The 14,211-nt window shown below is 72.3% G+C and carries 7 protein-coding genes and 1 pseudogene; 3 read left to right on the forward strand and 5 right to left on the reverse strand.

All coding sequences use genetic code 11. The annotated features are described in order from the left end of the window. Window positions 1-82: 82 nt before the first annotated feature. On the reverse strand, window positions 83-2,710 hold the full coding sequence (locus ACTMS9_RS21050; protein ID WP_441165752.1) for a hypothetical protein: 2,628 nt from the start codon (window positions 2,708-2,710) through the stop codon (window positions 83-85). A gap of 370 nt (window positions 2,711-3,080) precedes the next feature. On the opposite strand from ACTMS9_RS21050, the pseudogene ACTMS9_RS21055 reads away from it, so the two are divergent. Beyond that, window positions 3,081-3,367 (forward strand): annotated as a pseudogene (locus ACTMS9_RS21055) (ionic transporter y4hA); the annotation flags it as partial. Window positions 3,368-3,468: 101 nt separating this feature from the next. Here ACTMS9_RS21055 and ACTMS9_RS21060 read toward each other — a convergent pair. The 3 genes from ACTMS9_RS21060 to ACTMS9_RS21070 form a co-directional block, all read right to left on the reverse strand. Continuing rightward, entirely contained in the window at window positions 3,469-6,087 is a 2,619-nt protein-coding gene (locus ACTMS9_RS21060; RefSeq protein WP_441165753.1) for a right-handed parallel beta-helix repeat-containing protein, read from the reverse strand. 169 nt (window positions 6,088-6,256) lie between these two features. Continuing rightward, the gene (locus tag ACTMS9_RS21065; protein WP_441165754.1) at window positions 6,257-8,863 is read right to left on the reverse strand and encodes a right-handed parallel beta-helix repeat-containing protein; all 2,607 of its coding nucleotides are present in this window, start codon (window positions 8,861-8,863) and stop codon (window positions 6,257-6,259) included. Window positions 8,864-9,167: 304 nt separating this feature from the next. Next, window positions 9,168-9,641: a hypothetical protein gene (locus ACTMS9_RS21070; protein ID WP_441165755.1), complete on the reverse strand. Its 474-nt coding sequence runs from the start codon at window positions 9,639-9,641 to the stop codon at window positions 9,168-9,170. Window positions 9,642-9,760: 119 nt separating this feature from the next. Here ACTMS9_RS21070 and ACTMS9_RS21075 point away from each other — a divergent pair, with 119 nt between their 5' ends. Further along, window positions 9,761-11,041: an MFS transporter gene (locus ACTMS9_RS21075; protein WP_441165756.1), complete on the forward strand. Its 1,281-nt coding sequence runs from the start codon at window positions 9,761-9,763 to the stop codon at window positions 11,039-11,041. Window positions 11,042-11,236: 195 nt separating this feature from the next. Here the strand turns inward: ACTMS9_RS21075 and ACTMS9_RS21080 are convergent, their stop codons facing one another. Then, window positions 11,237-12,949: a bifunctional metallophosphatase/5'-nucleotidase gene (locus ACTMS9_RS21080; protein WP_441165757.1), complete on the reverse strand. Its 1,713-nt coding sequence runs from the start codon at window positions 12,947-12,949 to the stop codon at window positions 11,237-11,239. Between the two features lie 320 nt (window positions 12,950-13,269). Here ACTMS9_RS21080 and ACTMS9_RS21085 point away from each other — a divergent pair, with 320 nt between their 5' ends. Next, window positions 13,270-14,067 carry an alpha/beta fold hydrolase gene (locus ACTMS9_RS21085; protein WP_441165758.1) on the forward strand — a complete coding sequence of 266 codons (798 nt, stop codon included), beginning with the start codon at window positions 13,270-13,272 and terminating at the stop codon, window positions 14,065-14,067. Window positions 14,068-14,211: the final 144 nt, after the last annotated feature.

Genomic DNA, 14,211 nt, shown 5'->3' on the forward strand with positions numbered 1-14,211 from the left:
CGATCCGTCGCCACTGTGGACGACGCCTGTGGATGCGTGCAGAACCCGGACCGGACGCTGCCATGGCCGGTGCCGGGCCGGATCAGGATGCCGGGCCGATGAAGTACCCGGACTGGTCCACGACGGCGTGGGCCGTGCCCGCACTGCTGTTGTACAACTCGATGCCCGAGCCGACCGCGACCACCGCGGCGTTCGAGGCGGTCTCACCCGTGACGAAGTTGACGTTCGAGGCGGTCGGCCGCGGCTGCCCAGCCGGGTAGGCGATCAGCACGCCCGGCGCGGTCGGGCCGGTCACCGTCACGTTGCCCACCAGGGCGGTCGGGGCCGGGCAGGCCGGCACGCAGTTCACCGTCGGCATCAGCGCAGGAAAGCGTACGGTCTCCCGGGCGGCCAGCGGCCTGGAGCCGCGACCGGAGAGCCCGGTGCCGTCGCGGGTGTCGGCGACCCGGGTCGGGGTGATCGGCACGAAGGTCTGGGTGGCGTTCGGGCTGAACCAACCGGCCAGGTCGGCGACGACGTGAGTGGTTCCGGAGCTCTGGTTGTGAAGGCTGACCTGGCCGTTGACCACCGGCACGGTGACCAGGTTGGGGATGGTCTGCCCGGTGACGAAGTTCAGGTTCGACGCGGTGGGCACCGCCAAGCCGTACGGAAAGACCTTGAGTACCCCGTTCGCCCTCGGCCTGGTGACCGTCACGTTGAGCACGGCGGCCGTCGCGCCGGCGGGCAGCCGGCCGGACAGGTCGAGCGGGCGGGTGCCGTTGGCCGGGATCGGGACCGCGGCGCCTTCGCGGGTGTCGAGCACCCGCACCGGCGACACCGGGGCGAAGCCCGACCCGGATTCCGCGTAGAAGCCCTGGAGGTCGGCGACCAGGTGGACGGTGCCCTGGCCGGAGTGGTGGAACGAGACGGACCCGTTGACCACCGGCACGGTGACCTGGTTCGGCACCGTCTCCTTGGCCACGAAGTTGACGTTCGACGCATTCGGCCAGCCACCGCCGGTCGGGTAGACGGTGATGAAACCGGCGGCGGTCGGCTGGGTGACGGTCACGTTGAGCACGACCGCGCTGATGTCCGCCACCGGAACCCCGGCGATGCTCTCGATCGGCAGGGAGATGGTGCCGTTCGCGCCCACCGGGGCGGCGTAGTTGACGCCGATCGGGATCCGGGTGTCCAGCAGCCGGGTCGGCGCCACCGGCACGTATCGTGCGCCGACCTGCGTGCAGACCGGTTCGAGGTAGGTGCTGGCCACCCGGAAGTCGCTCTGGCTGGCCTGCACCTGGACGCAGGCGGAGCCGGCCCGGCGCAGGGTGTGCTCGGCGGTGCCGGAGTCGCTCACCCGCCAGTACGGCTCGTCGGTGAACTTGTACGCGTACGCGGCCCGCTCCCGCTCGACCGGCCAGGGCGAGTGCAGGCCCGTCCGGGCGACCACGTCGAACGGGCCACCGCCGACCTTGCGTTCGAGCCGCACCGGGTCCTGGGTGGCCGGGCCCTGCGCCTCGACCGCGCCCCGGTCCCGGTAGCCGCTGCCGGTCCCGGTGTTCGACACGGCCGGATCGTCGGCGTAGGAGTTGTCGAGCATGTCGGTGTCGAGGGCGCCCCGGGCGCCCGCGTCGGCGGAGTCGCGCGCCGGCGAACCCTCCCTGGTCTCCAGGTAGCCCCGGTCCTGGCCGGCCGCCCACGTGAGCTTCGGGTCCGCGACGATGTCGTGGGTGGCCTGCCCGGTCGCCTCGACGAACGGGGCCAGCGTCGGGTACTGGCTGCCGGCCCAGACGTAGGGCAGCCCGCCGCCCAGCGGGTCGATCAGGTTGTGGTCGGTGCTGGTCTGCGGCGCCGACTCGGCGGAGACGGTGACGGCGGTGGCCTCCACCGAATTCGCGCAGGTGGGCTGACGCAGCCGGTCGGTCACCACGATGTTGTTGCGGATCGAGGCTCCCGGCGAGGCACCGGCCAGCTCGATGCCGCGCCGGCATTGGGTGTTGACGGTGTTGCCGGTGGCCGTCAGGCCGGGGGCGTCGGTGGCGACCAGGCCGGAGACGTCGAGCTGGCTGGCGGTGACCGTCGTGCCGGTGACGCCCGACTCGACGGTGACGGACGGGCCGGCGAAGTTGCGGAGGAAGCTCCGGCTGAGCGTGACGTCGTCCGAGGCGCCGCTGATCCGCACCGCTGTGGGCCCGTAGGCGCCGCCCAGGATGGTGAGCTTGTCGAGGCGGATCCGGTTGACGTCCTTCAGCCGCACCCCGTCGGCGTAGTTGGCGCCATACACGACGAAGCCTTCCACCACCACGTCGTGCACGCCGGTGAGGTCGAGGATGGTCCCGGTGACCGCGCCGGTGTTGAACTTGCCCACCCGCGCCCACTGCCAGGAGACGTTGATCGCCCGAAAGGTGATCGGTGCGGCCTCGGTGCCGGACCGGGTGAACTTCACGTTCTCCTGGTACTCGCCCGGCTGCACCAGCACTGTCTGGCCGGGACCGGCTACCGCCGCCGCCTCCGAGATGGTGCAGAACGGCTTGGCCGCGCTGCCGTCCCGGGTGGCCGGGGTGCCGGCCGGGCACCAGGTCTTGCTGACATACAGCTCGCCGGCGGCCGTTCCCGCGGCCGTGACCGACGCCGGCCCGGCGACCGCCGCGGGTGCCGCCGGCCCCACCAGGGCCGCACCCGCGAGCAGCGGTACGACCGCGAGCAGCGCCAGCAGTCGTCCGGTTGTCATCAACCACCCCCGTGATCAAGTGTCCCGAGCGGGGAGCGTACACCGACGGGCGCCGATGAAGCAGCGCCGGAAGGCCACCGACCCCCACCGTTCGGCCGGTCCGCGGGGCGACCTACGCGACGACGACACAGGGCGGTCGAGCGCTGACCGTCGGCGACCGATCAGCGCGCCTGGCATTGTTGACGGCATGATCGCGCTGATTCGATCCCGTTTGACCAACTGGACCGTATTCATACCCATCCTCGCGGTCGTGCTGCTCGTCCTCACCTGGGGTCGCGACCTCTCCGGGGTCGCGGTCGCGTTGGTGGCCGGCTTCCTGGCCGGCGCGGTGCTCGCGGCCGTCCACCACGCCGAGGTGGTCGCGCACAAGGTCGCGGCGGCCCGGGCCGCCCGGCGGAACCGGGTGCAGATCAGCCTCAACCTCGCCCTCGGCTCCGCCATGGCCAGCATCGGTCTCACCATCCCGGCGATCGCCCTCGCCTCGATCTGGCTGGAGGGACCGCTGCTGCTCGGCCTCGGCGGCACCCAGTTGGCCCTGTTGGCGCTGACCGCGGTGACCGGGGTGCTCACCGTCGTCCCTGGCCGGGCGACCGTCCTTCAGGGCGGGTCCACCTGGTGCTGCTGGCCGCGTTCGTCTTCCTCGCCGCCAGCCCCTGACCGCGCCTTCGGCCGTCGTCGGTGACGGGAGAGGCGCCGAACGGCGCAGCGGCCGCGTCCGGGTCGACGAGACCGGGCGCGGCCGCCGCGGGCCGGGCTGGTCAGGGGGCAGCGATGAAGTAGCCCGCCTGGTCGACGACGACGTGGGTGCTGCCACTGCTGTTGTTGTACGCGGCGATCCGGCCGTCGGCGCCGACCTTCACCACGGCCAGGTTGGACGCGGTCTCCTTCGCGACGAAGTTGACGTTCGACGCGGTCGGCGCGGCCTGGCCGGCCGGATACGCGGTGAGCACCCCTGCGGCCGTGGGCGCGGTGACGGTCAGGTTGAGCACCGCCGCCGTCGGCTGGGGACATCCGCCGTCGCACTGCTGACTCACCAGGACGCCGGCCGACGCCTTCGCATACTTCGTGAACGGCCCGTCGTAGGGCTTGATCCAGCCGGTGCGGTTCCGGCTGTCGGCGATCCGGTGCGGTCCGTGCGGCATATAGGTCTGGTCGGCGCCCGACGCGGCCGAACCGAAGTACCCGGCCAGGTCGGCCACCACGTGGGTGGTGCCCGAACTGGCATTGCGGATCATCGCCTTGCCGGCGACGACCGGCACGATCACCAGGTTGGGGATCGTCTGCCCGGCCACGAAGTTCAGGTTCGAGGCCACCGGCACGGGCGACCCGTCCGGGTAGACCTTGAGAACGCCGCTCGCCGTCGGCTTCGTGACGGTGACGTTCAGGATCGCGGCCGTCGCGTCCACCGGCACCCTCCCCGACAGGTCCAACCGCCGCTCACCGTTCGCAACCAGCGCCGCGCCGGTACGGGTGTCCAGCACGCGGGTCGGGGTGAACGGCTTCAGGCCCGAGCCCTGCCGGCCGTAGAAGCCCTGCAGGTCGGCCACCAGGTGCACCGTCCCGCTGCCGGTGTTGCGCAGGCGGATGCGGCCGTTGGCCATCGGCACCGTGACGAGGTTCGGGACGGTCTCCCCGGCGACGAAGTTGACGTTCGACGACTGTGGCGCGCCCACACCGTCGCCGTCCGGGTAGACGGTGATGAACCCGGCGGCGGTCGGCCTGGTGACCGTCACGTTGAGCACCACCGCGGTGATGTCCGCGGCCGGCGTGCCACTGATGCTGGGGATCGGGAGCACGATCTCGGAGTTCGCGGCGACCGGCGTGGTGGTGGCGGTGCCGACGGCCGCACGGGTGTCGAGCAGCCGCGTCGGCGTCACCGGCTGGTAGAGCGCACCGACCGTGGTGCAGTGGTAGTAGGTGTATTCCGCCCCATTCCGGAAGTCGGTGAAGCTGGTGTGCGTGGTGACGCAGGCCTCCCCGCCCCGACGGAACGAGTGGTCCAGCGTCCGCGCGGCGGTGACCCGCCAGAACGGCTCGTCCCAGAACCGGTAGGCGATGGAGCCGCCCTCGCCGTCGGACGGCCAGGCGTACTGGGGCGCGGCGATCGCGGTCACGGCGAGCGGGTCACTGCCCCGCTTGCGCTGGATGCCCACCTGACCGCCGTTGACGCCACCCTGAGCCTCCACCGCGCCCCGGTCGTGGTAACCCGGACCGGTGCCCGTGTTGGCGACGGCGGGGTTGTCGCTGTGCGGGTTGAGCAGCATGTCGGTGCGGGTGAGCCCCTTGGCGGCGGCGTTCGCCGAGTCGACCGCCGGTGAGGCCGGGTCGATCGGGAAGTACATCCGGGCCGCTCCCTGCCAGTTGGCGATGCGCGGATCGGCGGCGATGTCGTGACCGCCCTGCCCGGTGGCGGCGCGGAACGACGGCAGGTCGGGGTAGCTGGTCCCGGCCCAGGAGTAGACGGCGCCGCCGCTGATCGGGTCGATCAGGTTGTAGTCGGCGACGGATCCCTCGACGGACTGCGGGGAGACCGCGATCGCGGTGGCGTTCTGCGTGGTGGTGCAGGCCGCGCGGAGCCGGTTGGTGCGCACGACGTTGTTCTGGATCTCCACCCCGGGGGATGCTCCGGCCACGTCGATTCCCCGGGTGCAGTAGGTGAGCACTGTGTTGTTGGTGACCACCGTGCCGGGGACGTCGGTGGCGATCAGACCCCCGTAGTAGAGCTGGTTGTGGACGACGACACTGCCGGTGACGCCCGGGTCGATCCGCACCGCCGGCTGCGGAGTCGCGGCGACGTTGCTGAAGAAGCCCCGACTGATGGTGACGTCGCTGGACCCTCCGGTGATGCGCACGACCTCGGGGCCGCGCGACACGGAAGCCGTGACGCCGTCGACGGTGACCCGGGTCGAGCCGTCGACCACGAGGGGCGTCTTCTCCGGCTGGGCCGCCAGCCGGAAGCCCTCGATCACGACGTCGTGCACTCCGGTCACGGTGAAGACCGTGCCGATGGTGGCGTTACCGTCGACGCTGCCCACGTCGACCCGGCCCTCCGGACCGTTGACGGCGCGGAAGGTGATGGGCGCATCCGCCGTGCCCGAGCGGTTGAAGGTCACCGCCTCCGGGTAGGCGCCGGGCTGCACCAGCACGGTCTGGCCCGGCTGGGCCACGGCCGCCGCCGCCGAGATCGTGCAGAACGGCGCGGTCATGCTGCCGTTGCCGCCCGGCGCGCAGTCCTTGTTGCTCACGTACAACTCGCTCGCCACCGCCTGGGTGACCGGCGCCGGCGCGGCGACCGCCGCGGGCGCCGCCGGGGCCACCAGGCCCGCACCGCCGACCAGTGGTACGACCGCGAGCCGCGCCCACGCACGTCTGTCCATCAACCGCCCCCGTGACGAATCGATCATGCCTGGCCGGAGCGTATCGTGACGGACGCCGATGTGATCAGGGTCGGACGGGCGGCGCCCGTCGGCCGATCGGCCAGGCCCGGACGACGCAGCGGCCGCGTCCCGGTGTCGGGGCGCGGCCGCTGCGGACCGGCGGCAACCGTCAGGCCGGGGCGATGAAGTACCCGGACTGGTCGACGATGGCGTGGGTGTCGCCGCTGCTGTTGTTGAACGCCGCGACCTGGCCATTGGCGCCGACCTTGACCACGGCCAGGTTGGACGCCGTCTCCCCGGCGACGAAGTTGACGTTCGACGCCGTCGGCGCCGCCTCGCCCGCCGGGTACGCGGTCAGCACCCCCGCGGCCGTCGGGGCGGTGACGGTCAGGTTCAGCACGGCGGCGGTCGGCCGGGGGCACTCGACGCCACAGCCCGTCTCGCTCTTCACCGCGACCGACGCCTTCTGGTATCTGACCAGCTTGCCGGGGAAGACCCCCAGCCAACCCGAGCCGTCCCGGGTGTCGGCGATCCGGGTCGGCCCGTACGGCACGTAGACCTGGTTGGCGCCCGACGCGGCCGAGCCGAAGTAGCCGGCCAGGTCGGCGACCACGTGGGTGGTGCCGGAGCTGGCGTTGCGGATCATCACCTTGCCGGCGACCACCGGGACGATCACCAGGTTGGGGATCGTCTGCCCGGCCACGAAGTTGAGGTTCGAGGCCACCGGCACCGGCGAGCCGTTCGGGTAGACCTTCAGCACGCCGGCCGCGGTCGGCTTGGTGACCGTCACGTTCAGGATCGCCGCCGTCGCGTCGGCCGGAAGCCGGCCGGCGAAGTCCAGCTGCCGGTCGGCGTTCCCGGCCACCGGCGTCGACGTCCGGGTGTCCAGCACGCGCACCGGGCTGAGCGGCTTGAAGCCGGAGCCCTGCCGGCCGTGGAAGCCCTGCAGGTCGGCGACCAGGTGCACGGTGCCGCTGCTGGTGTTGCGGAAGCGGATGCTGTCGCCCATCGGCACGGTGACCAGGTTCGGCACGGTTTCGTTGGCGACGAAGTTGACGTTCGACGAGCTGGGCAGCGGGGTGCCGTCCGGGTAGACGGTGATGAAGCCCGACGCCGTCGGCCTGGTGACCGTGACGTTGAGGACCAGCGCGGTGATGTCCCGGGCCGGCACGCCGCCGACGCTCGGGACCGGCAGGACGACCTCGCCCTTCGGCGGCACCGCCGTGGTGGTGGCGGTGCCGATCGCCGCCCGGGTGTCCAGCAGCCGGGTCGGCGCCACCGGCGTGTAGGGCGCCCCGACCGTGGTGCAGTGGGAGTAGCTGTACTCGGCGGCGACCCGGAACCCGGTGAAGCTGGTCCGGGTCAGTACGCAGGCCGGACCGCCCCGGCGGAAGGAGTGGTCGCGGGTTCGGGCGTCGGTCACCCGCCAGAACTTCTCGTCGGCGAACTTGTACGCGATGGCGCCACCGTCACCGTCGGTCGGCCAGGCGTACTGCGGGGCGGCGATCGCCGTCACGGCGAACGGATCGCTGCCCCGCTGCCGCTGGATGCCGACCTGGCCGCCGATCACGCCGCCCTGCGCCTCGACCGCGCCTCGGTCGTGGTAACCGGAGCCGGTGCCGGTGTTGGCGACGGCGGGGTTGTCGGTACGCGGGTTGCCCAGCATGTCGGTGCGGGCGACCCCCTTGGCCGAGGCGTTGCCGGAGTCGACCGCCGGCGAGTTCGACTCCAGGGGGAACCACGACCGCATGGCGGTCCTCTGGCTTCCGAGCAGCGGGTCCGCCACGATGTCGTGACCGCCCTGCCCGGTAGCCGCACGGAAGGCGGCCAGGTCCTGGTACGCCGTGTCGCCCCAGGAGTAGAGGGTCCCACCCGTGATCGGGTCGACCAGGTTGTAATCCAGCACTGTGCCGGCCACGGACGAGGCCGAGACCGCGATGGCGGTCGCGTTGGCCGGCGTGGTGCACGCCTGCCGGGTCCGGTTGGTGCGCACGATGTTGTTCTCGATCGACACCCCCGGCGAGGCCCCGGTCACGTCGATCCCCCGGACGCAGTTCGTCACGAGGGTGTTGTTGGTAATCACGGTGCCCGGCGCGTCGGTCACCCGCAGCCCGGAGTAGGAGAACTGGTTGCCGCTCACCACCGCGCCGGTGACCCCGGCGTCGATCGCGAGGCCCGGATTGCCCGCGGGCAGGTTCCCCAGGTAGCTCCGGCTGACGGTGACGCCGTCCGAATCACCGGTGATCTGCACGGCACCCAGCAGCGGACGCGACGCCAGAACGGCGACCGCGTCGATGGTGATCCGGTCCGAGCCGTCCACCACCGCGGCGGCCTGGCCCGTCGCGCTCACCAGGCGGAAGCCCTCGATCGTGACGTCGTGCACCCCGGCAAGCGTGAAGATCGCGCCGGTGACGGTGCCGCTGGTGTTGCCGACGGCGACGGAACCGTCCGGGCTGTTGACCGCCCGGAAGGTGATCGGTGCGCCGTCGACCCCCGAGCGGGTGAAGGAGACGGCCTCCGGATAGTTGCCCGCGTGGACCAGGACCGTCTGCCCGGCCTGGGCGACGGCCACCGCCGCCGAGATGGTGCAGAACGGCTTGTCCAGGCTGCCGTCCCCGCCCGGCGAGCACTGCTTGTTGCTCACGTACAGCTCGTCGGCCACCGCCTGGGTGACCGATGCCGGCGCGGCGACCGCCACGGGCGCCGCCGGACCCACCAGGCCCGCGCCGCCGACCAGTGGTACGACCGCGAGCCGTACCCACGCACGTCTGTCCATCAACCGCCCCCGCGACAAGTCGATCATGTTGTGCGCGGAGCGTATCGGGACGACTGCCGATTTCATCAGCGCCGATCGGTTGGTGCCCTCGCCCGTTCGGCCAGCGCGCAAGGGGGATGACGTGCGTCGCGCCGCCGCTCTTTGTGGAACGCGCTGATCTCCCCGCTGGCACCGATCTTGACGACGGCCAGGTTGGACGCGGTCTCCTTGAGCACCGCAGCCGTCGGCTTCGGGCAGGCCCCGTAGCAGGGATGCTGGCTCGACGTCACCGGGCGTCTGGTCGCCCCGACGCCCTCGACCAGGCTCAGTCGTGCCGCTCGGTGCGTTCGATCTCGGTGAACGCCGCCCCCAGGTAGCCCTCGACCGGCCGGCCGGTCACCGCCAGCAGATCGGCGACGAGCAGCGGGGCGTGCCGGGCGATCGCCGCCGGATCGGGCGGGGATTCGTCCTCGCCGGGGCCGTACACGCCGAGCGCGGAGGCCAGCAGGACCAGCACCACGTGCGGGTCGACCTCCGGCCGCCACGGGGCCGCCGCCCGGACGCAGTGCTCCAGCACCTGCCGGATGTCGTCGCCGTCCAGCCCGTCCGGGTGGGTCTCCTCGAGCAGCAGCCGCACCACCGCGCCGAGGACCAGGCCGGACCGCTCGGCCCCGCCGAGCCTCGCGGTCGCCGCCTCGTACGCCGCACCGTCGCGGGCCTTCGCGGCCTCGACGGCGTCGGTGGCGGCGACGGCGATCTCGCGGGCCGATGCGGGCAGGTGTCGCCAGGTCACGCTCACCGGGCCAGCATGGCAGAGCCGACCGACAGCGCCGGTCGACGTGCGCTTGATCACGTGGCAGGCGCGAGCGGCGGCAAATTCCGTCGCGACCTGTCAGACCCGCTGGAAAGAATCGCGGCATGCTGCGCCGATCCCTCCCCCGCCGCCCGGAAGCCCGACGCATCCTGCTCGGCACCCTGCTGTCGGCGATCGGTCGCGGCCTCACTCTGCCGTTCCTGTTCATCTACCTGACCGACGTGCGCGGGCTCTCCGACCCGCGCGCCGGTCTGGTCATCGGCTGGTACGGCGCGGTCACCCTGGCGCTCTCCCCGCTGGGCGGGACGCTGATCGACCGGTTCGGCGCCCGCCGGGTGGTGCTGCCGTCCCTGCTGATCGAGGCGATCGGCACCGGGTCGCTCGCGCTGGTCGACTCGACCGCCTCCGCGTTCGGGGTGGCCACGGTGATCGCGATCGGCAGCTCCGCGATCTGGTCGGGGCAGAACACCATCCTCGCCTCGCTCACCGCCGACGACGAGCGGCAGCGGGTGTACGGGCTGAACTTCGCCCTGCTCAACCTCGGCATCGGCGTGGGCGGCCTGACCTCCGGCGCCATCGTCGACGTCGCCCGACCGGTGACCTTCCAGGCGATCTACCTGCTCGACGCGCTCAGCTACCTGACGCCGGCGATCATCCTGCTGACCCTGCCGCACGTCGGGCACCGGCTCGCCGCCGGCGCGGCGGGCGCGAAGACGGGCGGCGGGGGTTACCTCACCGTGCTGCGGGACCGCCCGTTCCGTCGCCTGGTGATCTTCGGCCTGGTGCTCACCACCTGCGGGTACGCCCAGATCGAGGTCGGCTTCACCGCGTACGCGGTCCGGGTGGTCGAGGTGACCCCGCGTGTCGTCGCCTGGGCGCTGGCCGGCAACACCCTGATGATCGTGCTCTCCCAGCTGCTGGTGATCAGGCGGATGGAGGGGCGCAGCCGCACCGGGGGGCTCGCGGTGGTCGGCGCGGTCTTCGCGACCGCCTGGCTCACCCTCGGCGCGGCCGGCCTGATCGGCACCGGCAACGCCGTGGTGGCGGCGCTCGGCGTGGTGGCCTGCGCGGCGATCTTCGGGTTCGGCGAGACCATGCTGTCGCCGGTGATGCCGGCGCTGACCAACGCGCTGGCCACCGACGAGCTGCGCGGCCGGTACAACGCGATGAGCTCGATGATCTTCGGGATCAGCGGGGTGATCGGCCCGGTCACCGCCGGCCCGCTGATCGGCGCCGCCGACGGCAAGGTCTGGGTCGCCGTCGTGGTGGGTGGCTGCCTGGCCGCCTCGCTGATCGCCCTCTCCCTGCGCCCCCTGCTCACCGCCATCCAGGACGGTCGCGTCCCCGCCCCCGCCGCCCGCACCCCCGAACCCACCCCCGCCTGACCACTCCCACCCCCACCCACGCCCCCACCACGCCGCAAGCTCCGGGCACTTTCACGGAAAGCGTGGCTATGACGCGTTCCATAGGCCCGTTTTCCGTGAAAGTGCATGCGCGGCGGGGCGGGGCGCGGCGACCGGGGACGGGGACGGGCCCCGGAGCGACTGCTCCGGGGCCCGTTCGTGGGCGGGGTCCTGCCGTCAGGCGGCGGGGACCTCGGCGGTGGTGCGGATGCGGTCCAGGGCCGGCGCGGAGACCGGCGAGGACGCGGTCAGGTACGCCACGAAGGCATCCAGGTCGATCATGCCGGTGACCTGGTTGGTGCCGCTCTTGAGCGCGGTGAACCCGTCACCGCCACCGGCCAGGAAGTTGTTCACCGTGACCCGGTAGGTGCCGGCGTCGGTGACCGTCACGCCGCCGAGGGTGAGGCTGCCCCGGACGACCCGGGTACCGGCGCACGGGTCGGCGGTGGTGCCGGTGGCGCCGTTCACGTCGACTGTGTAGCGGACCGTCGAGGACGGGTAGAGCGTCCGGCCGACGACGAACTGCTGCTCCAGCACGCAGTAGAGCTGCGCGCCGGTGAGGTCGAGCGTGACCAGGTTGTTGGCGAACGGCTGGACCGTGAACGCCTCCTCGTAGGTGACCTGGCCGGCGTCGAGGTCGGCGCGGACACCACCGGGGTTCATGAACGCGCCGAGCGCGCCCTGCTCGTTGTCGGTCGCCGCGAACTGCGCGTCGGCGATCACGTTGCCGAGCGGGGACTCGCCCTTGGCCGTACCGAACAGGGTCTCCTGCACGCGGTTGAGCGGCTCGGCGGTCTCGCCGACGACCTTGGTGGCGACCGGGCCGAGCGCCGTCTTGTAACGGGTGATCAGCTCGGTCTGCGCCGCGTCCTTGGTGACGTCCCGGGTGACCACGACGTTGTTGGCCTTGGCGGTCAGCACGTCGCCGGTCTTCCGGTCGATCTGCAGGTCGATGTCGGTGACCAGGCGTCCGAACGAGCTGGCGCTGGTGACCAGCTTGCCGTTGATCTCGCAGTTGTACGCCTGGTGGGTGTGCCCACTGACCACCACGTCGATCGACGGGTCCATCCGGTTGGCGATGTCGACGACCGGGCCGGTGAAGCCCTTGCAGTCGTTGATGCCGCCGGTGGCCTCCTGCTGACCGCCCTCGTGCAGCAGCACGACGATGCTCTGCACGCCCTGCGAGCGCAGGATGCGGGCGTACTTGTTGGCGGTCTCCGCCTCGTCGCTGAAGGTGAGGCCAGCGACGCCCTCCTGAGAGACGATCTGCGGGGTGCCCTCCAGGGTCATCCCGATGAAGCCGACCTTGACGCCGTCGACCTTCTTGACCGCGTACGGCGGCAGCAGCGGCTGGCCGGTGGCGGTCTTGAACGCGTTGGCGGAGAGGTACTGGAAGCCTGCGCCCGTGTACGGGGTGCCGTCCGCGCAGCCGTCGACCGGGTGGCAGCCGCCGTTCTGGATGCGCAGCAGCTCGTTGGCGCCCTCGTCGAACTCGTGGTTGCCGACGCTGGCGAAGTCCAACCCGGCCATGGTGAGCGACTCGATGGTCGGCTCGTCGTGGAACGCGGCGGAGAGCAGCGGGGAGGCGCCGATCAGGTCACCGGCGGCGACCGTGATGGTGCGCTCCTGCTCCTCCTCGGTGGCGCCGCGCAGGGCGGCGAGCTGGGTGGCGAGGTATTCGGCGCCACCCGCGGGCTGGCCGGCGATGGTGCCGCTGGAGCCGGTCGGCGGTTCGAGGTTGCCGTGGAAGTCGTTGAGGGCGAGCAGCTTGACGTCGACCGGCTTGGGGCCGGCCTCGGCCTGGCTCGGGTTGACGGCGACCGTGCTCAGCGCGGCCGCGGCGAGTGCGGTCAGGCCGATGGCGGCCCGACGCATCCCGGGGACGGACATGGAACTCCTCGTGAGGTTCGGCGTTGGACGCGGCACGGGCGATGGTTCGCCCGGCCACCCTGATCCGTGCCGTGACAGGGGGCGATCGCGGATGGCGGCGGTCGGGGGTCGCCGCTCCGTCAGGGGACAGCCTCTCATCTCCGCCACCGCCGGTCGACTGGGGAAGTCGAACAGACCTGCGGATACGTGAGGTGACCCGGCCTGGACGTTCGGACCATTCCGACATGACGGGTAGGTGAAGGCGGTCCGGCGGTCGGCGTCGGATTCGCGTCGGTGGCACCGACCAGGATGGGAGACGACGACGAGGAGAGGATCCACGGATGACTGACGCGACCCTGGCGGTGGGCACGGTGCGCTCCGCCGACGGCACGACCATCGCGTACGAGCGCAGCGGCGACGGGCCGGCGATCGTGCTGGTGGGCGGCGCGTTCAACGATCGGACCACCACCCGCGCGGTGGCCGCCGCGCTGGCCGAGGACTTCATCGTGTTCGGGTACGACCGGCGCGGCCGGGGCGACAGTGACGACACCGCCCCGTACGCGGTGCAGCGGGAGATCGAGGACCTGGCGGCGCTGATCGAGGCGGCCGGTGGCACGGCGTACCTCTACGGGATCTCGTCCGGCGCGATCCTCGCCGCCCTGGCGGCCGCCGCCGGGCTCCCGGTCGCGGGGCTGGCCCTCTTCGAGCCGCCGTTCCGGGTCGGGCCGCACGACGGATCGGTCGCGGCGCTCGCGCCCCGGTTGGCCGAGCTGGTGTCGGCGGGGCGGCGGGGCGACGCGGTCGAGTGCTTCCTGCGCGACGCGGTGGGCCTTCCCGCCGACCAGGTACGCGGCATGCGTGACCAGCCGATGTGGCCCTGGCTGGAGATGATGGCCCCGTCCCTGGTCCACGACGCCACCGTCAGCGGGGACGGCACTCTTCCCGCCGACCGGCTCGCCACCATCACCGCGCCGACGGTGGTGCTGGACAGCACGGGCAGCCCTCAGTGGCTGCGCGACGCGACGGGCGCGACCGCCGAGGCGGTGCCGGGTGCCCGGCGGGTGAGCCTGGAGGGCGGTTTCCACGAGGTGCCCGCCGACCGGCTCGCCGCCGAGCTGCGCCGCCTCCTGCTCGGCTGATCGGCCGCAGCGCCGGTCAGCCGAGAGGCGATCGCCGGAGACGTGGTCGACCGCCCCGGACAGGGGGTGGCGGCTCCCGGTGCGGAGGAGCCGGCGCCCGCTGCCCGGGGCGGTCGGATGGCGTGCCGGCATCCCGCCCCTTTC

This window comes from Micromonospora sp. L31 (assembly GCF_052068075.1).
Lineage (GTDB): Bacteria > Actinomycetota > Actinomycetes > Mycobacteriales > Micromonosporaceae > Micromonospora > Micromonospora purpureochromogenes.

Excerpts from the sequence above, each read along its gene's own strand:
- ACTMS9_RS21075 (WP_441165756.1), top strand. The coding sequence starts at position 9,761 with ATGCTGCGCCGATCCCTCCCCCGCCGCCCGGAAGCCCGACGCATCCTG.
- ACTMS9_RS21080 (WP_441165757.1), bottom strand. The coding sequence starts at position 12,949 with ATGTCCGTCCCCGGGATGCGTCGGGCCGCCATCGGCCTGACCGCACTC.
- ACTMS9_RS21085 (WP_441165758.1), top strand. The coding sequence starts at position 13,270 with ATGACTGACGCGACCCTGGCGGTGGGCACGGTGCGCTCCGCCGACGGC.
- ACTMS9_RS21065 (WP_441165754.1), bottom strand. The coding sequence starts at position 8,863 with ATGGACAGACGTGCGTGGGTACGGCTCGCGGTCGTACCACTGGTCGGC.
- ACTMS9_RS21050 (WP_441165752.1), bottom strand. The coding sequence starts at position 2,710 with ATGACAACCGGACGACTGCTGGCGCTGCTCGCGGTCGTACCGCTGCTC.
- ACTMS9_RS21060 (WP_441165753.1), bottom strand. The coding sequence starts at position 6,087 with ATGGACAGACGTGCGTGGGCGCGGCTCGCGGTCGTACCACTGGTCGGC.